Source organism: Hydrocarboniphaga sp. FW305-C-57, assembly GCF_058783045.1.
In genome coordinates, this window is the sequence record NZ_JBYSYG010000019.1 from 42,271 (window position 1) to 58,141 (window position 15,871).

At 66.0% G+C, this 15,871-nt stretch carries 17 protein-coding genes and 2 riboswitches; of the genes, 4 read left to right on the forward strand and 13 right to left on the reverse strand.

Annotated elements, in window-relative coordinates; genetic code table 11:
- Window positions 1-4: 4 nt before the first annotated feature.
- Window positions 5-1,222 (reverse strand): efflux RND transporter periplasmic adaptor subunit, encoded by a 1,218-nt coding sequence (locus tag AC3WUM_RS24195; protein ID WP_492413750.1) that lies wholly within the window; start codon window positions 1,220-1,222, stop codon window positions 5-7.
- Between the two features lie 197 nt (window positions 1,223-1,419).
- Here AC3WUM_RS24195 and AC3WUM_RS24200 point away from each other — a divergent pair, with 197 nt between their 5' ends.
- Window positions 1,420-2,061, forward strand: a complete 642-nt coding sequence (locus tag AC3WUM_RS24200; protein WP_492413752.1) for a TetR/AcrR family transcriptional regulator — start codon at window positions 1,420-1,422, stop codon at window positions 2,059-2,061.
- On the opposite strand, the gene AC3WUM_RS24205 is transcribed toward AC3WUM_RS24200, so the two are convergent.
- The 8 genes from AC3WUM_RS24205 to gcvT all read right to left on the reverse strand — a co-directional run bounded on the left by AC3WUM_RS24205 (window position 2,046) and on the right by gcvT (window position 9,589).
- Window positions 2,046-2,978 carry a carbohydrate kinase family protein gene (locus AC3WUM_RS24205; protein ID WP_492413754.1) on the reverse strand — a complete coding sequence of 311 codons (933 nt, stop codon included), beginning with the start codon at window positions 2,976-2,978 and terminating at the stop codon, window positions 2,046-2,048. The genes AC3WUM_RS24200 and AC3WUM_RS24205 overlap by 16 nt on opposite strands.
- A gap of 130 nt (window positions 2,979-3,108) precedes the next feature.
- Window positions 3,109-3,774, reverse strand: coding sequence for a DUF799 domain-containing protein (locus AC3WUM_RS24210; protein WP_492413823.1), 666 nt, complete (start codon window positions 3,772-3,774; stop codon window positions 3,109-3,111).
- A gap of 18 nt (window positions 3,775-3,792) precedes the next feature.
- Window positions 3,793-4,158, reverse strand: coding sequence for a DUF4810 domain-containing protein (locus AC3WUM_RS24215; protein ID WP_492413756.1), 366 nt, complete (start codon window positions 4,156-4,158; stop codon window positions 3,793-3,795).
- A 69-nt stretch (window positions 4,159-4,227) separates the two neighbouring features.
- Window positions 4,228-4,896 carry a CsgG/HfaB family protein gene (locus tag AC3WUM_RS24220; RefSeq protein WP_492413758.1) on the reverse strand — a complete coding sequence of 223 codons (669 nt, stop codon included), beginning with the start codon at window positions 4,894-4,896 and terminating at the stop codon, window positions 4,228-4,230.
- A gap of 223 nt (window positions 4,897-5,119) precedes the next feature.
- Window positions 5,120-6,571, reverse strand: coding sequence for an aminomethyl-transferring glycine dehydrogenase subunit GcvPB (gene gcvPB, locus AC3WUM_RS24225; protein WP_492413825.1), 1,452 nt, complete (start codon window positions 6,569-6,571; stop codon window positions 5,120-5,122).
- A 51-nt stretch (window positions 6,572-6,622) separates the two neighbouring features.
- Window positions 6,623-7,984 carry an aminomethyl-transferring glycine dehydrogenase subunit GcvPA gene (gene gcvPA / locus AC3WUM_RS24230; protein ID WP_492413760.1) on the reverse strand — a complete coding sequence of 454 codons (1,362 nt, stop codon included), beginning with the start codon at window positions 7,982-7,984 and terminating at the stop codon, window positions 6,623-6,625.
- Window positions 7,985-8,046: 62 nt separating this feature from the next.
- Complete coding sequence (gene gcvH, locus AC3WUM_RS24235) at window positions 8,047-8,433, reverse strand: glycine cleavage system protein GcvH (protein WP_492413762.1); 387 nt, start codon at window positions 8,431-8,433, stop codon at window positions 8,047-8,049.
- A gap of 70 nt (window positions 8,434-8,503) precedes the next feature.
- Window positions 8,504-9,589, reverse strand: a complete 1,086-nt coding sequence (gene gcvT, locus AC3WUM_RS24240) for a glycine cleavage system aminomethyltransferase GcvT (RefSeq protein ID WP_492413764.1) — start codon at window positions 9,587-9,589, stop codon at window positions 8,504-8,506.
- A gap of 72 nt (window positions 9,590-9,661) precedes the next feature.
- Window positions 9,662-9,778, reverse strand: a riboswitch (glycine riboswitch).
- Between the two features lie 24 nt (window positions 9,779-9,802).
- A riboswitch (glycine riboswitch) is annotated at window positions 9,803-9,907 on the reverse strand.
- Between the two features lie 162 nt (window positions 9,908-10,069).
- Between gcvT and AC3WUM_RS24245 the strand changes: the two genes are divergently transcribed.
- The 3 genes from AC3WUM_RS24245 to AC3WUM_RS24255 are packed head-to-tail and all read left to right on the forward strand — an operon-like array spanning window position 10,070 to window position 11,689.
- A complete protein-coding gene (locus AC3WUM_RS24245; RefSeq protein ID WP_007183440.1) occupies window positions 10,070-10,294 on the forward strand; it encodes an AbrB/MazE/SpoVT family DNA-binding domain-containing protein in 225 nt (74 codons plus the stop codon).
- A 16-nt stretch (window positions 10,295-10,310) separates the two neighbouring features.
- Window positions 10,311-10,778: a type II toxin-antitoxin system death-on-curing family toxin gene (locus tag AC3WUM_RS24250; protein WP_492413827.1), complete on the forward strand. Its 468-nt coding sequence runs from the start codon at window positions 10,311-10,313 to the stop codon at window positions 10,776-10,778.
- Between the two features lie 47 nt (window positions 10,779-10,825).
- On the forward strand, window positions 10,826-11,689 hold the full coding sequence (locus AC3WUM_RS24255) for a MipA/OmpV family protein (protein ID WP_492413766.1): 864 nt from the start codon (window positions 10,826-10,828) through the stop codon (window positions 11,687-11,689).
- Window position 11,690: 1 nt separating this feature from the next.
- Here the strand turns inward: AC3WUM_RS24255 and AC3WUM_RS24260 are convergent, their stop codons facing one another.
- From AC3WUM_RS24260 to pepP, 4 genes are read right to left on the reverse strand one after another with little or no spacing between them, the layout of a single operon-like run.
- A complete protein-coding gene (locus AC3WUM_RS24260; protein ID WP_492413768.1) occupies window positions 11,691-12,854 on the reverse strand; it encodes an FAD-dependent oxidoreductase in 1,164 nt (387 codons plus the stop codon).
- Window positions 12,847-14,070: a 2-octaprenyl-6-methoxyphenyl hydroxylase gene (gene ubiH, locus AC3WUM_RS24265; RefSeq protein ID WP_492413770.1), complete on the reverse strand. Its 1,224-nt coding sequence runs from the start codon at window positions 14,068-14,070 to the stop codon at window positions 12,847-12,849. The genes AC3WUM_RS24260 and ubiH overlap by 8 nt, the downstream gene beginning before the upstream one ends.
- On the reverse strand, window positions 14,067-14,540 hold the full coding sequence (locus tag AC3WUM_RS24270; RefSeq protein WP_492413772.1) for a YybH family protein: 474 nt from the start codon (window positions 14,538-14,540) through the stop codon (window positions 14,067-14,069). The genes ubiH and AC3WUM_RS24270 overlap by 4 nt, the downstream gene beginning before the upstream one ends.
- Window positions 14,540-15,865, reverse strand: coding sequence for a Xaa-Pro aminopeptidase (gene pepP, locus AC3WUM_RS24275; RefSeq protein WP_492413774.1), 1,326 nt, complete (start codon window positions 15,863-15,865; stop codon window positions 14,540-14,542). Before pepP ends, AC3WUM_RS24270 begins: the two co-directional genes overlap by 1 nt.
- Window positions 15,866-15,871 lie beyond the last annotated feature (6 nt).

Genomic DNA, 15,871 nt, shown 5'->3' on the forward strand with positions numbered 1-15,871 from the left:
CGCCTTAGTGCTGGTTGGACTTGGAAGCGTCGGCGCCCTGCGCAGGCGCCTTGCCAGCCTGGGCTTGGGCACCCGAAGCCGCCCTGAGCTGCTCACGCGTCATTTCGCGTGGCGTCACCTTGGCTCCGGGGTGTGCGCTCTGCAAACCTTGCACGATCACGCGATCACCCGCGGCCAGGCCCTCGCTGACGAGCCAGTCGGCACCGACGGCGCGATCGGTCTTGAGCTGGCGTTCGGCGATGGTGCCGTCGGCCCCGACCACGAGCGCGGTCGGCTCGCCCCTCTGGTTGCGCGTAACCGCCTGCTGTGGAACCAGCAGCGCCTGCGCCTGCTCGCCCTGCTCGACCGTCGCGTGCACGAACATGCCCGGCAGCAGCAGCTTGTCGGGGTTCGGGAAGATGGCGCGCAAGGTCACCGAACCGGTGCCGGGCTCGACCGTGACCTCGGAAAACTGCAGCTTGCCGGCCGGGCCGTAGTCGCTGCCGTCCTCGAGCTTGAGCTTGGTTTCGGCCGCGTTCTCACCGGCGCGCTTGAGTTTGCCGCTGGCGAGCTGGCGACGCAGGTTCAGCAGCGTCACGCTCGGCTGCACCGCATCGACGTAGATCGGATCGAGCTGCTGGATCACCACCAGCGAGGCTTCCTGGTTCGCGGTGACGAGCGCGCCTTCGGTGACCAGCGTACGGCCGGCCTGGCCGGCGATCGGCGACAGCACCCTGGTATAGGTCAGATTGATCTGCGCGGTCTGCACCTGCGCCTTGGCGGACGCGACGTCGGCCTCGGCCGAACGCAGGCTGGCGACGGCGTTGTCGTATTCCTGCTTGCTGACGGCGTTGGTGTCGACCAGCGGCTGATAGCGATCGACGACGGACTTGGACATGACCGCGGTCGCCTCGGCCCGTGCGAGCGCGGCCTGCGCACTCGCGAGCGCGGCCTGGAACGGCGCCGGATCGATCTGGTACAGCGGCTGGCCGGCCTTGACTTCCCCGCCCTCCTGGAACAGCCGCTTGAGCACCACGCCGCTGACCTGCGGGCGCACCTCGGCCACGCGGTACGGCAGGGTTCGGCCAGGCAGGTCGAGCGTCAGCGTGAGGGGGGCGGCCTGCAGAGTCAGCGTCCCGACTTCCGGTGGAGGCGGTGGCGCAGCGCCTTCCCCATCCTTCTTCTTGCAGCCCGCGAGCACAGCCAGGGCAGCCGCGGCCAAAAGGAGAGCTTTCTTGTTCATCTTTTACGTTCCTTCTCAGAGCGCTCGCGTCCTTCGAACGAGGCGCTGCGAGTCTGCGCGCCTCATCGTTCCTCTATAACCGTTGCCACTTCCGTCTTGATGACGGCTTTGATTAGAATGAACGCTCATTCTAGTCACCGATCGCCGATCTCACAAGCGTAGGTAACACGAGATTCAAGCGGTTGAGCGAGGAACCGATGCGCCCCACCCGCCCGAAACGGTCAGTAGGCCACGCCCAGGACGGCGCCGCAGAAGGCAAGCCGCGCCGCCAGCAGCTGGTCGACGCCGCCATTCGTTGCTTCGAGGAGAAAGGTTTCCACGGGGCGAGCGTGGCGCAGATCTCGGAGGCCGCCGGCATGAGCGTCGGCCACATCTACCACTACTTTCCGGCCAAGGAAGCGCTGATCGCCGCGATCGTCGAGACCAAGGTCGCCGAAATGTGCGAGCGCATGACCGAAGCAGCGCGCGATTCCAACCTGATCGCGGCACTGGCGGCCCGCGGCGACGAATCCGAACTCGACGCCCGCCGTCGCGAGCGCGCCCTGTATCTCGAAATCCTCGCCGAGGGTGAGCGCAACCCCAAGATCGCCGAACTCATGCACCAGGCCAACGAGCAGATGCTCGAGCGTCAGCGCCAGATCGTGCGCGCGCTGGTGCCGTCCGCCGTGGGTTTGCCGGATTCGGCGCTGAACCCGCGGCTGGAACTGTTCAACGCGCTGCTCACCGCACTCAAGGTGAAAGCGAGTCCGACCGAGGATTGCGGTGCGCTCAAGCCAATGATCGAACCGATGATGAGCTCGCTGTTGCAGTTCGACGCCGCGACTCAGGCGAAGTCGTAGCGGAACTCTTCCTTGAAGCGCTCGGCGAAGCTCTCGGGCGTGAACCTGTGGTTCTGCGGACCGAGGCGCTCGATCTTGATCGCCCCCATCAGCGAGGCGATGCGGCCGGTGGTTTCCCAGTCCAAGCCCTTCGAAATGCCGTACAGCAGGCCGCCGCGGTAGGCATCGCCGCAGCCGGTCGGATCGGCCAGCGATTCGGCCTTGGCGCACGGAATCTCGTGGAGCTTCTTCCTGGTGAAGATCTCCGAACCCTTGCCGCCGCGCGTGACGATCAGCGCTTCCACGCGCTCGCCGATCTGCTTGAGCGACAGCCCGGTGCGCGACATCAGCACCTCGGCCTCGTAGTCGTTGACCGCGACGTAGGTCGCCTGGTCGAGAAAGCCGCGCAGGTCCTCGCCGTTGAACATCGGCATGCCCTGGCCAGGATCGAAGATGAACGGAATGCCCGCCTCGGCGAACTGCTTCGCGTGCTGGAGCATGCCCTCGCGTCCGTTCGGCGACACCGTGCCAAGCTTGATGCCCTTGGCCGGAACGATCTGGCGATGCGCCTCGCTCATCGCGCCCGGATGGAAGGCGGTGATCTGGTTGTCGTCGAGATCGGTGGTGATGTAGGCCTGCGCGGTGTAGTGATCGTCGAGCCGCAGGATCTGGTCCTGGCACACGCCGGTCTTGTCCATCCAGGACTTGTAGGCGTCGAAGTCCTTGCCGACCGTGCCCATCGGCAGCGCATCGCCGCCGAGCAGGTGCAGGTTGTAGGCGATGTTGCCCGCGCAGCCGCCGAACTCGCGACGCAGCTGCGGCACCAGGAACGACACGTTCAATACGTGCACCTTGTCGGGCAGGATTTCGTTCTTGAAGTAACCCGGAAACACCATGATGGTGTCGTACGCCATCGAACCGCTGATCAGAACGCTCACAGCTTTCCCTCGTCTTCGTTATCGGTCCCGTTCGTCTGAGCCAAGCATACGCGGCGAGGCTTTTTCGTGCAGGAAAGCGTTCTACGGCGATTCGATGCAGCCAGGCCCACGTTCAGAGATGGCGCGAATCTCACTCCTTCTGATAATTGGGTGATCGGGGGCCATACAGCAGTCCTGCCGGGCGGCCCGCCGTCAGCAAGCGACTGCTGGTGATTGCGGCAACGCCGTGGCTTGCATCCGTGGAGCTTTCGACGATCTGCTGCACGATCGCCTCGACCAGCATCCCCACCAGACCGCCTCCAGACGATCCGCGACTCTCGGCGCTCGAAGCGCTCGCATTGCCCTCCCAAAGCAGATTGCCGCTGCGCAGATCGACGAGCCTGGCATCGGCGGCTACCACGCTTTCACTGCTGATCAATTTGTACGAGGTGCCGTAGCGCGTGATGTTGATGTATAGCGCCGCGTCGGCACCGAAAATCTGGTGCAGCTTGGCGACCGGCACATTGGTCACGTCGGCCGGATTGCTGAGGCCGTTCTGGCGGAAAGTCTCGTCGACGAGCGTCACCGGCAGCACGTAATAACCCGACTCGGCGAGTGGCATCGTCAGCTGCGAAAGCATGCTGTAGCTCGCCTCGACCGAGGTCGAGCCGTTGACTGGCGGCAGGATCAGAATCGTTTGAGGGCGGCTCGCGCGGAACGCTGTGTAATCGTAGGAAGCCTGGGTGGCGCAGCCCGTCAGCAGCAGAGCCGACAGCCACAATAGAGCAGAAGGAGCGACTTTCACGCCCCGAATCATCCGAAAGAGCGACATGAGCTACCCCTTGCCCTGCTTGAAACGGGTGAGCAGAAAGTCCATGTACGGCTTGGACTCCGGAAAGGCGGCTTCTTCGGTGCGAAACGCTTGTTGCGCACGGTCGACTTGCCCGGATTTCAAATACAGCAGGCCCAGATGAGCATTGAAGCCCGGTGGAAGACGTTCACCCTTGGCCTGTGCCTTCTGCACCGTGGCTTCGAGCTCGACGAGCTGCTTGTCGATGGGTTCGCCATCGCCCTTGAAATAGTTGTAGACCTGAGGCTGGTAGCTACCCCAGTGATACAGCGGCTTGGGCTGCTGCACGCAAGCCGTGAGCATGGTGGCAAGCAGCAGAACGCCGCCTCGCCCGTATGAGACCCGTTTCATTGCTTCCCCCTGTGATGATGCTTGCGCCGCGCGATCACCGCTCCCCGCGAGGATCACGCTAGAGCCTGCCTACTTGACGGGCTTCCAACTCCCGGCATCGATGCTCGAAACGAGCGTATTGACTGCCTCCCGAATAGCCAGATCGAGCACCTTGCCGTTGAGGGTCGAGTCATAGCTCGCTGTGCCGCCGAAGCCGATCACTTCGCGATTCGACAGGCTGTATTCGCCGCTGCCCTGCGACGAGAACACCACTTCCGAGGTCGCCACATCGACGATGTTCAAATTGACCTTGGCGTAGGCAATCTGCTGCTTGCCACTACCCAGGATGCCAAAGAGCTGCTGGTCGCCCACTTCCTTGCGGCCGAACTCGGTGACGTCGCCGGTCACCACGTAATCGGCGCCCTTGAGCGCCTGTGCCGCGCCTTTGATCTTCGCTTCCTGGCCGATCTCGCTCATGTTGTCGCGATCCAGCACGCTGAAACGGCCGGTCTGCTGCAAATGCGTGATCAGGATGGTCTTGGCCTGGCCACCAAGTTGATCGGCGCCATCGGAGAAGATGCCGCGCAGATAGCTCGAGCGATTGTCGAACTTCCCGACCGCGATCGGGCTGCGCGCGCCCTGATATACCGTACCGGCTGAGGCCACCTTCGGCACCTCGAGCGTCCGATGGCTTTCCGTCGCGCAGCCGCTCAGCACGACGGACACCGCCAGCCCGAGGCTGGTCGTCCACTGCTTCATTCGTTGATTCCCCTGACCAGAGTGTTTTGTCGGACGGCTAGTCGGGCGGCGCCCCCAAAGCGCATTCCCTTGCCGTCTCGTCCGCAAGTCTGCTCAAACGCAGGGGCCCACGTCCAGTGAAATCATCGGCCCGCAGACCCTGCGGCTTTGGGCAGACGATGGACGGCGACCACAAGCCGCAAGACCGTCGGCGAGACCTTCACGAACGGGCCGCTCCTCGGCCTCAGCTCGCGGGCTGCCAGCGAATGTCGAGCTGACGCGCGGCGCGCACGTCGTCGAGCCGGCGTACCGGCATCGTGTACGGCGCGCCCTTGACGTAGGCGATGTCGTGCTTCGCTTCGTCCCAGATCGCGACGAGCGCATCGACGAACAGGTCGAGCGTCTGCTTGTCTTCGGTTTCGGTCGGCTCGATCAGCAGGCACTCGGGGACCAGCAGCGGGAAATACACCGTCGGTGCGTGGAAGCCGTAGTCGAGCAGGCGCTTGGCGACGTCGGTCGCGGTCAGTTCGATCTGTTGCTTCTGGCGCTTGAGCGTGACGATGAATTCGTGGCTCGCGCGACGACCCGGAAACGCGAGATCGAAGCCCTTGTCCTTGAGCCGCGCCTGCAGGTAATTGGCGTTGAGCGTGGCGAACTCGGCGACGCGGTGCATGCCTTCGCGGCCAAGCAGACGCGCATAGACGTAAGCGCGCAGCAGCACGCCGGCGTTGCCCATGAACGCGGACAGGCGGCCGATCGATTGCGGCAGATCCTTTTCGTCGAGCCAGCGGAAGCTCTCGCCGTCCTTTCCGACGACCGGAATCGGCATGAACGGCAGCAGGCGCTTGCTCACGCCGACCGCGCCCACGCCCGGACCGCCGCCGCCGTGCGGCGTGCTGAAGGTCTTGTGCAGGTTCATGTGGATGACGTCGAAGCCCATGTCGCCCGGACGCACCTGGCCGAGGATCGCGTTGAGGTTCGCGCCGTCGTAATACAGCAGGCCGCCGGCTTCGTGCACGATCGCGGCGATCTGCTTGATGCGGCGCTCGAACACGCCGAGCGTGCTCGGATTGGTCAGCATGATGCCGGCCGTCTGCGGACCGACCGCGGCCTTGAGCGCTTCGATATCGACGTCGCCTTCGGCATTGGTCGGAATCTCGCGCGAGACGTAACCCATCATCGTCGCGGTCGCCGGGTTGGTGCCGTGCGCCGCATCGGGCACGAGAATCTCGGTGCGACCGTGATCACCGCGCGCGAGGTGATACGCGCGAATCATCGCCACGCCCGCGAACTCGCCCTGCGCACCGGCCATCGGCGTCAGGCTCACGCCGGCCATGCCGGTGACGTCCTTCAGAATCTCCTGCAAGTCGTACATGCAGGCCAGAAAGCCCTGGCTATGCGAAGCCGGAGACAGCGGATGGCGCTGCAGGAACTCGGGCAGCATCGCGAGCGTGTTACACGCACGCGGGTTGTACTTCATCGTGCACGAGCCGAGCGGATAGAAGTGCGTGTCGATCGAGAAGTTCTTCTGCGACAGCCGCGTGTAATGCCGCACGGCCTGCAGCTCGGAAACCTCCGGCAGCGCAGGCGCGCGCTTGCGGCGCAGCGCTTCGGGAACTGCGGTGAAATCGGCTGGAGTCGACGGGCGCTGGGCTTCCGCGCCACGGCCCTTGGAGCCGCGTTCGAAGATCAGCAGGTCGTTGTCGATGAGCGTGTTCTGGAGCAAGGTCATTTCATCGTCTCCCGATCAGGCCTTCGCGAGCACGGCAGCGAGCGCATCGCGGTAGTGCCGCAGATCGGCGGGGGTCTTGGTTTCGGTCGCGCATATCAGCACGGCGTGGCCGAGTTCGGGGAAATCGCTCGACAGATCGAAGCCGCCGAGAATGCCGTGCTCGATCGCGAGCGCTTCGAGCACCGGCGCGACGGGCTTCGGCAGCGCGATCGCTGCTTCGTGAAAGCCCGGCGCATCGAAGACCTTGCGCACGCCCGGAAGCTCGATGAGCAGCTGCACGAGTTCGTTGGTGTGCTGCAGGCTCGCCGAGGCCACGCGCGCAAGGCCTTCGGCGCCAAGGATCGACATGTGAATGGTCGCCGCGGTGACGAGCAGCCCCTGGTTGGTGCAGATGTTCGAAGTCGCCTTGCTGCGGCGAATGTGCTGCTCGCGCGCCTGCAGGGTCAGCGTGTAGCCGGTCTTGCCGTCGAGATCGACCGTGCGACCGACGATGCGGCCCGGCATCTGCCGCACGAAGGCCTGCTTGGCCGTCAGAAAACCAAAGTACGGCCCCCCCGAGGACAGCGGCGCACCGAGCGGCTGGCCGTCTCCGCAGACGATGTCCGCGCCGGTCGCGCCCCACTCACCGGGCGGCTTGATCAGCGCGAGCGACACCGGGTTGACGACGCCGATCACCATCGCGCCCTTCGCGCGCGCCGCATCGGTCAGCGCATCGACGTCTTCGAGCACGCCGAAGAAATTCGGCTGTGCGATGACCAGGCTCGTGAAGCTGCCCGCTTCGAGATTCTCGATCGCCTTGAGATCGGTGCGGCCGTGCGCATCGTGCGGTAGCTCGACGATCTCGATCTGCTGCGCATCGATGATCGCGAACAGCACCTTGCGATAGAGCGGATGCAGCGTGCGCGGCACCAGCACCTTGCGCTTGCCGGCCTTGTGACTGCGCTCGGCCATCAGCACCGCTTCGGCGAGCGCCGATGCACCGTCGTACATCGACGCGTTGCTGACGTCCATGCCGGTCAGCGCGGTCATCATGCTCTGGTATTCGTAGAGCAGCTGCAGCGTGCCCTGGCTCGCCTCGGCCTGATACGGCGTATACGCCGAGTAGTACTCGCCGCGCGTGGTGATCTCCCAGACCGCGGCCGGAATGTGATGCTCGTAGGCGCCCGCGCCGATGAAATTGAGCCCGCGCCGGTCCTGGTGCGCACGCCCGTGCATGAGACGCGCGACCTCCATTTCGGTGAGCCGATGCGGTACGTGCTGCAAGGCGCCGCAGCGCAGCTCGGCCGGAATCTCGTCGAACAGCGCGTCGAAGCTTTTCGCGCCGATCACACCGAGCATTTCATCGATGTCGGTTTCGGTATGGGGGATGAAGGGCATGCCGGGACTCGGTTGCGTTCGTTGATGCGCGCCCTCACGCGAGGGCGCAGCCGAATGAGGACTCAGGACTCGATCGACTTCGCGTAGCCCGCCGCGTCGAGCAGATCGGCGACGCTGCCGATGTCAGCGGGCTTGAGCTTCCACATCCAGCCTTCGCCGTAGGGATCGCTGTTGAGCAGCTCGGGAGCGCCCGCCAGCGCCTCGTTGACCTCGACCACTTCGCCGGCGACCGGCGCGTAGACGTCCGACGCGGCTTTCACCGATTCGACGACCGCGCAGGCTTCGTTCGCAGCGAGCTTGCGGCCGACCTGCGGCACTTCGACGAACACCAAGTCGCCGAGCGCGGCCTGCGCATGGTCGGTAATGCCGATCAGCAGCGTGCCGTCGGGCAGCGTCTTGATCCATTCGTGCGAAGCGACGTACTTGAGATCGGCGGGGATGTTGCTCATCGAGGCGTCTCCGAAAAATTTTTGAGTGAGGAACTACGAAAACGATAGGAACGCAGGCCGAAACCGACGCTCAGACCAGAACTTTGCCGTTGCGCACGAACGGCGGCTTGACCAGCCGTGCGGGCACCCATTGGCCGCGAATCTCGACTTCGCAGGCGCCGTCGGCGCTCGCGTCGATGCGCGCGAGCGCGATCGACTGCTTCATCGTCGGCGCGAAGCCGCCGCTGGTGGTTTCACCGACCGCGCCGTTGGCGAAGCGCAGCTTCATGTGCGCGCGCATGATGCCGCGCCCTTCGAGCACCACGCCCGCAAGCAGCCGCGGCGTGCCGTTCACGGCGTAGGGCTCGATCGCCGCGCGGCCGATGAAGTCGCGCCCTTCGGTCCAGGCCACGGTCCAGCCGAGGCCCGATTCGAGCGGGTGCGTCGATTCGTCCATGTCCTGGCCGTAAAGATTCATGCCGGCTTCGAGGCGCAGCGTGTCGCGCGCACCGAGTCCGCAGGGCTTCACGCCGGCGTCCAGCAACTGCGTCCACAGCGTCTTGAGTTCGGCATGCGGCAGGATCAGCTCGTAGCCGTCCTCGCCCGTGTAGCCGGTGCGCGCGACGAAGGTTTCGCCGTGGAAAACCGCATTGAAGGGCTTCAGCGAGGCCGCGTTGGCCGAAAGCAGTTCGGGCTGCAAAAGGCGGCCGACGATCTCGCGCGCCTGCGGCCCCTGCACGGCCAGAATGCTGAGATCGCTGCGCTGCTGGGCGCCGACGCTGAACAAGGGCGCCTGATCGCGAACCCAATCGAGATCCTTCTGCGTGGTGCCCGCATTGACGACGAGCCGGAAGCGATCTTCGGCGATCAGGTAGACGATCAGGTCGTCGATGACGCCGCCGTCTTCGCGCAGCATGCAGCTGTAGAGCGCGCGGCCGACGGTCTGCAGCTTGGCGACGTCGTTGGCGAGCAGCTTGCGCAGGAACTCGCGCGTGCGCGGCCCCTTGAGGTCGATGACCGACATGTGCGAAACGTCGAACATGCCGGCGCCCGTGCGCACCGCATGATGCTCATCGAGCTGCGACTGATAGTGGATCGGCATGTCCCAGCCGGCGAAGTCGACCAGCTTGGCGCCCAGGCGCTGATGTTCGGAATGAAGAACCGTCTGTTTGAGCATGCGTTCGACTCTCTCGACAAAGTGGACGACATCGAGCCCCGGGGCGTCACGCCTCGCCGGCTCGCTCGTTCGTCCGCCCCATCTGTCCTTCCGAAAACCGCTTCGGACCTGAGAGTTGAGACTGCGAACCTCGCAGCCGTGCCCCATCGGTGGACGGCCTGATGACCGCCGCTCTCCAGATTGTGCTGCACACCGACCCGGACGGATCGGTGAACTCGCAGTGCGCTCCTGGTACCTGAGCGATTCCGGGCGGATTTGCGCCTTCGGTGCCGGCCTCGAAGCGCCTTGCTTCGGACCGGACTCTCGCGCACTGCTTGTGCGTTGTAACTGGCGCGAGTCTACGCGAGGCCCGCGCCTCGCTCCAGACTTGCGTGCCCGATCGCGACGGCCAACGCATCGAGCCCGGCCTCCGTTCGGACCGGCCCTCGACGAATCCGCGAACCGGTTATAACATCGGTTATACAGAACGGAGGCACGCTCATGGAACTCAAGATCATCGCGGTCGGCAATTCGGCTGGCGTACTGCTGCCCAAGGAGCTGCTCGCGCGCCTGCGCGTCGACAAGGGCGACGTGCTGTACGCGGCCGAGACGCCCGACGGCATCAAGCTCATGCCGCACGATCCGGCGCTCGCCGCGCAGATGGAGGTGGCCGAGCGGGTGATGCGCGAAGACCGCACGGTGTTGCGCAAACTCGCCGACAGCTGAGCATTTCCACATGGACTTGATCGTCTGGGTCGAAAAGCCACTCGTGATGATGCTGCACGATCGCCAGATCGCCGAGCACGGCGGTAGCAGTGGGCTGCGCGATGCCGGGCTGCTGGAATCCGCCCTCGCCCGCCCGCAGCAGCTGTTCGCATATGGCGATCCGCCGCCCGATCTGGCGGCACTCGCGGCCAGCCTTGCACATGGCCTTGCGAAGAATCACGCCTTCGTCGACGGCAACAAGCGCACGGCCTTTGTTTCCTACCGCACTTTTCTCGCGCTCAACCACGCCCGTCTTGAAGCCAGCGCGGACGAAAAGTATCTAACGATCATCGCCCTCGCCGACGGCAGCCTCTCCGAGGCGGACTTCGCCGCCTGGCTGCGCTCACACCTGCAGTCCGACACACCCCCTGCCGGCGTGCAGGAGCCGCGGGCGCGCTATGGTTCGAGCCGCAAGCCAGCATCACGCAAAAAGGTTTCCGCCTGAATACTTTCGAGATCACGACCCGCCCCAGCGGGCGTTTCGCCCGCGCTGTGTCCGGCTCCGGACTGCTGTCACTGCTGCTGCTCTCCGCGACGGCGTTCGCCCAGGCCCTGCCATCGATCGACGACGTGCCCGCACAAGTGCCGGATCGTCCGAAATGGGAAGTCGGCATCGGCGCACTGGCCTTCATCACGCCGAACTATCCGGCTTCGGACGACTACCGCACGCTCGCGTTACCGGCACCGTATTTCGTCTACCGCGGACGCGTGCTGCAGGCCGACGACGAGGGCTCGCGCCTGCGCCATCGCTTCACACCGAACATCGAGCTCGGCTTTTCGGGCGGCGGCGCGCTGTCGAGCAATTCGAGCAATTCCGGTGCGCGGCGCGGCATGCCCGATCTCGATTATCTGGTCGAGATCGGGCCGAACCTGCGTCTGAGTTTCGACGGCCCCACTCCGCGCTCGAAACTGCAGCTCGATCTGCCCGTGCGCGCGGTGTTTTCAGTGGGTTCCGATCTGCGCAGCCGCGGCGCGACGTTCGCGCCCGAGCTGTCGTTGACGAGCCGCTATCTGCACGAGGATCGGCTCACGCTGCGCCTGTCGATCGGCAGCGACTGGGCCACCGCGGCGCTGCACGAATACTTCTATGAAGTGGAGCCGCAATACGAGATCGAGGGCCAGAGGCCGGCGTATTCCGCCTCGGCGGGTTATCTGGGGTCGTCGATCGGGACGCGGCTGACCTATGCGTTCACGCCACGCGTTTCAGGCTTCGCCGCCGCACGCTACTACAACCACAAGGGCGCGGCCAACGAGGACAGCCCCTTGTTCGAACGCGACGACAACGCTTCGCTCATCGTCGGCGTGCTCTGGTCGCTCTGGCAGTCCAAGGCTCGCGCCGACGGCAGCGCACCTTGATCTAGGAAATCGCGCGCCGGATCAGCAGCCGCTTGATCGGGTCGACGCGATCGAGCAGCGAAAGCCCGAAATCGAGCACTTTCGACAGGCCCGCCGAGCCGCCACGGAACGCGCGATCGAGCGCATCGGTCAGCGCGAGCATTTCGAGATTGTCGGCCTTGCGCGAGCGCTCGTAGCGACGCAGCAGGCGAGCCGAAGTCCAGTCGTTGCCGGCCTCGCGCGCGGCAGCCAGTTCCGCGACCAGCGCCGAGGCGTCGCCGAGCCCGAGGTTGACGCCCTGCCCGGCCAGCGGATGCACCACATGCGCGCTGTCGCCGATCAGCACGAGCCGGTCCTTCACGTACTGCTGCGCGTGCAGCAGGCGCAGCGGAAACGTGAAGCGCGCGCTCGATTCGCTGATGACGCCGACTTCGAACTGGATCGCCGACGACAGCGCCTGGTGAAACGCCTCGGCCGGCTGCGTGCGCAGGGCTTCGGCCTCGTCGGGCGGCAATGACCAGACGATCGAGCGACGTCCATCCGCGAGCGGCAGGAACGCCAGCGGCCCGCCCGGCAGAAAGCGCTGCAGCGCCACGCCACCGTGCTCGCGATCGCAGCGCAGATGCGTCACGAGTGCGAGCTGTTCGTACTGCCGTTCGGCGGTCGCGATGCCGGCGCGCTCGCGCAGCGGAGACAGCGCGCCTTCGGCCGCGATGACGAGTTCGGCCTGCAGCCTGCGGCCATCGGCGAGCGTCAGCGTGGCGCCGGTCGCCTCGATATCCGCGGCGGTCACATCGCAGCGCGGCTCGGCGACGCCGGCCGGCAGGGCCGACCAGATCGCCGACAACAATTGAGACTGCTCGACGATCCAGCCGAGCGCCGCGTCGCCGATGTCGGCGGCGTCGAGGCTCAGCGCGCGCTCGGGACTCGACTCCCAGATGCGCATCGATTCGTAGGCGCCGAGCCGATTCGCCGGCATCGCCTGCCAGACGCCAAGCTCGCGCAGCCAGCGCGCGGAAGCCGGCGAGATCGCGTAGACGCGCGGATCGTAATCCTCGCCAGGCGTCGGTGGCGTGGCCGAGCGTTCGAGCAGGCGCACGTCGAAACCGGCCCGGGTCAAGGCGAGCGCGGTGGCCGCGCCGACCACGCCGCCACCGACGATGGCGATCTCGCAGCGCTCAGCCATGACGACGCGCCAGCTTCGGTGCGGCGCTGCCGTAGCCGAGATTCTGATCGAGCACGGCCTGACGTAGCGGCGGCGTCAGGTCGAGCATCAGCAGGCCCAGATGCCGCAGCCCGCGCAGGCCCGGCACCGCGTTCGAGAACAGGCGCACGAGCCCGTCGGTGAAATCGGCGACCCGTGCCCGATCGCGCTCGCGACGGCTCTGATAGCGCGCGAGCAGCTCGGGCGATCCCGGATCGCCGCCGCTGGCTTCGGTCAGCGTCTCGGCGAGCGTCGCGACATCGCGCAACCCGAGATTGAAACCCTGCGCCGCGACCGGATGCAGCGACTGCGCCGCATTGCCGACGAGCAGCACGCGCGGCGCCGACAGACGCTCGCTCATGACCCGTTCGAGTGGATACGCCATGCGCTTGCCGAGCGCACGAAACGGTCCGAGCCGCTCGCCGAAAGCGTCCTGCGCACGCGCAATGAAACTTGCCTCGTCGAGCGCCAGAGCTTCGCGATGCAGTTCCGACGGCAAGGTCCAGACCAGCGAGCAGGCGTGACCGAACTCGTCGTCGGGCTTGGGCAGAAGCGCGATCGGCCCGGTCGGCAGGAAGCGTTCATAGGCGACGCCCGCGTGCGCGCGCTTGGGCCGCACCGCGGTGACGATCGCGCTCTGGCGATAGTCGCGGCTCTCGGCGCCGATGCCGAGCAGTTCGCGCACGGTCGAGCGCGCGCCATCGGCCGCGACGACCAGGCTCGCGCGCACTTCGCGCTCGCCGTCGGCACTCGTGATACCGAGAACCGCTTCATTGTCGCCGAGCTGCAGGCGCTGCAGGCGCGCCGGAGCGAGCAGCTGCAGGCCGTCGATGTCCGGCAACGGGGCGGCGAAGGTCGCACCGATCGCGCGCAACGGCACGTTGTAGCCGAGCGCCGGCAAACCGGCTTCTTCCGCAGTGAAACGCGCGACACCGAAGCGTCCGCGCTCGGAGATATGCGTCGAAGTGATCGGCTCGGCGTCGGCCGACAGCGCCGGCCACAGGCCGAGCCCTTCGACGATGCGCTGCGAGGCCGCGTTGAGCGCGATGCAGCGCTCGTCCCAACTCGGCTTCGACGCCGGCGGCGTCTGCGATTCGATCAGCAGCACGCGCAGCTTGAGCGGCGCAAGCGCGACTGCAAGGCTCGCGCCGACCAGCCCGCCACCGATGATCGCGACGTCGACGCGCTCGACACTCATGGCGCGGCTCCGTTCGGACCGCAAAGCGCCACCGCGTCGCCGTCATCGAAGACGATGCGCCAGCCGCCCGATTCCTCGCGCCGCCAGACCGAGTGAAAGCGCCCGATGACCTGGCCCTGCGGATTCAGCACCGGCCCGCTGGTCTGCGCGAGCGTGCCGGAATCGAGGACCTCGACGCGCTCGGGTTTCCACGAAAACGGCGCCTGCTGCGGCGCGAAATACGGCTTCCAGGCTGCGGAAATCGCGGCCTTGCCGCGCAGCGCACCACCGTCTTGCAGGAACACCGCTTCGTCGGACAACAGCGCTTCGAACGTCGCGAAATCGCGATCGGCCATGCTGCGCGCGAAGCTCAGTTCGGTCTGCTCGACGAGGTCGCGCAGCGCGGCGGTATCCGCTTTCGGCGGCGTCGAACCACAGGCCGCCAGCAGCAGCGCGAGGCCCGTCACCGCGATGCGCAACAAGGACCGCATCAGGCCGCCTTCGCCATCAGCGCTTCGATGTCCTTGATCTCTTTCGGCACGCCGGTGGTCAGCACTTCGGGACCATCGTCGGTCACGAGCACGTCGTCCTCGACGCGAATGCCGATGCCCCAGTATTTCTCGTCGACGCCCTCGGTTCCGGGCGCGATGTAGAGGCCCGGTTCCACGGTCATGATCATGCCGGGCTCGAACGGACGGTACTTGCCGCCGAGGCGATAGCGGCCGACGTCGTGCACGTCCATGCCGAGCCAGTGGCCAGTGCCGTGCATGTAGAACTGGCGCTGCCTGCCCTCGGCGATCAGTGTTTTCACATCGCCCTTGAGCAGGCCGAGTTCGACGAGGCCTTCGGTCAGGATGCGCGTGGCGACTTCGTGCGGCTTGCCGGCCGAAGCTCCAACTTTGAGCGTCTTGATCGTCTGCTTGTTGGCCTCGAGCACGACCTCGTAGACCGCCTGCTGGGCCGCGCTGAATTTGCCGTTGACCGGAAACGTGCGCGTGATGTCGGCGGTGTAGCCGCGATACTCGCCGCCGGCGTCGATCAGCAGCAGATCGCCGTCGCGCAGCAGCATGTTGTTCTCGGTGTAATGCAGGATGCAGGCGTTGTCGCCGCCGCCGACGATGCTGCCGTAACCGGGCTGCATGTCCTCGACTTCGAATTCGCTGTGGATCTCGGCCATCACCTGCCACTCGTAGCGGCCCGGTCGCGTCGCCTTCATCGCGCGAACGTGGGCGCGCGCCGAGACGTCCGCCGCCTTCTTCATGAGCGCGACCTCGGCCTTGGACTTGATCAGGCGCATCTCGTGCAGCGTGGTCTCGAGCGCGACGAGGGTCGTCGGCGCGGTGGCCCCGCGGCGCGAGACCTCGCGCAGATGCCGCATGACGCCCGCGATTTCGGCATCGAGTTCGGCGTATTCGCCGAGCGTGTAGTGCACGGTCTCGCGGCCGGCGAGCAGCTTGGGAAGCTGGTCTTCGAGCTCGTCGATGTTGTAGGCCTCGTCGGCGCCGTAGCGCTCGACTGCACCTTCCGGGCCGGCGCGGCGGCCGTCCCAGATTTCGCGTTCCTTGTCGCGACGGCGCACGAACAGCACGAACTCCCCGCCCTTGCGTCCGGGCACGAGCACCGCGATCGATTCGGGCTCCGGAAAGCCGGTCAGGTACTGGAAGTCGCTGTTCTGGCGAAAGCGGTAGTGCGTGTCGCGCGCACGCACCACTTCGAACGCGGACGGAATGATCGCCACGGCGTCGTTGCCGATGCGGCGCATGAGTTCCTTGCGACGGCGCGCGTGTTCACGGGCGTCCTGGGTGCTGAGTGTCATGGCGTT

Excerpts from the sequence above, each read along its gene's own strand:
- gcvH (WP_492413762.1), bottom strand. The coding sequence starts at position 8,433 with ATGAGCAACATCCCCGCCGATCTCAAGTACGTCGCTTCGCACGAATGG.
- ubiH (WP_492413770.1), bottom strand. The coding sequence starts at position 14,070 with ATGAGTGTCGAGCGCGTCGACGTCGCGATCATCGGTGGCGGGCTGGTC.
- AC3WUM_RS24270 (WP_492413772.1), bottom strand. The coding sequence starts at position 14,540 with ATGCGGTCCTTGTTGCGCATCGCGGTGACGGGCCTCGCGCTGCTGCTG.
- pepP (WP_492413774.1), bottom strand. The coding sequence starts at position 15,865 with ATGACACTCAGCACCCAGGACGCCCGTGAACACGCGCGCCGTCGCAAG.
- AC3WUM_RS24215 (WP_492413756.1), bottom strand. The coding sequence starts at position 4,158 with ATGAAACGGGTCTCATACGGGCGAGGCGGCGTTCTGCTGCTTGCCACC.
- AC3WUM_RS24220 (WP_492413758.1), bottom strand. The coding sequence starts at position 4,896 with ATGAAGCAGTGGACGACCAGCCTCGGGCTGGCGGTGTCCGTCGTGCTG.
- AC3WUM_RS24200 (WP_492413752.1), top strand. The coding sequence starts at position 1,420 with ATGCGCCCCACCCGCCCGAAACGGTCAGTAGGCCACGCCCAGGACGGC.
- gcvT (WP_492413764.1), bottom strand. The coding sequence starts at position 9,589 with ATGCTCAAACAGACGGTTCTTCATTCCGAACATCAGCGCCTGGGCGCC.
- AC3WUM_RS24210 (WP_492413823.1), bottom strand. The coding sequence starts at position 3,774 with ATGATTCGGGGCGTGAAAGTCGCTCCTTCTGCTCTATTGTGGCTGTCG.
- AC3WUM_RS24260 (WP_492413768.1), bottom strand. The coding sequence starts at position 12,854 with ATGGCTGAGCGCTGCGAGATCGCCATCGTCGGTGGCGGCGTGGTCGGC.
- AC3WUM_RS24195 (WP_492413750.1), bottom strand. The coding sequence starts at position 1,222 with ATGAACAAGAAAGCTCTCCTTTTGGCCGCGGCTGCCCTGGCTGTGCTC.
- gcvPA (WP_492413760.1), bottom strand. The coding sequence starts at position 7,984 with ATGCCCTTCATCCCCCATACCGAAACCGACATCGATGAAATGCTCGGT.
- AC3WUM_RS24245 (WP_007183440.1), top strand. The coding sequence starts at position 10,070 with ATGGAACTCAAGATCATCGCGGTCGGCAATTCGGCTGGCGTACTGCTG.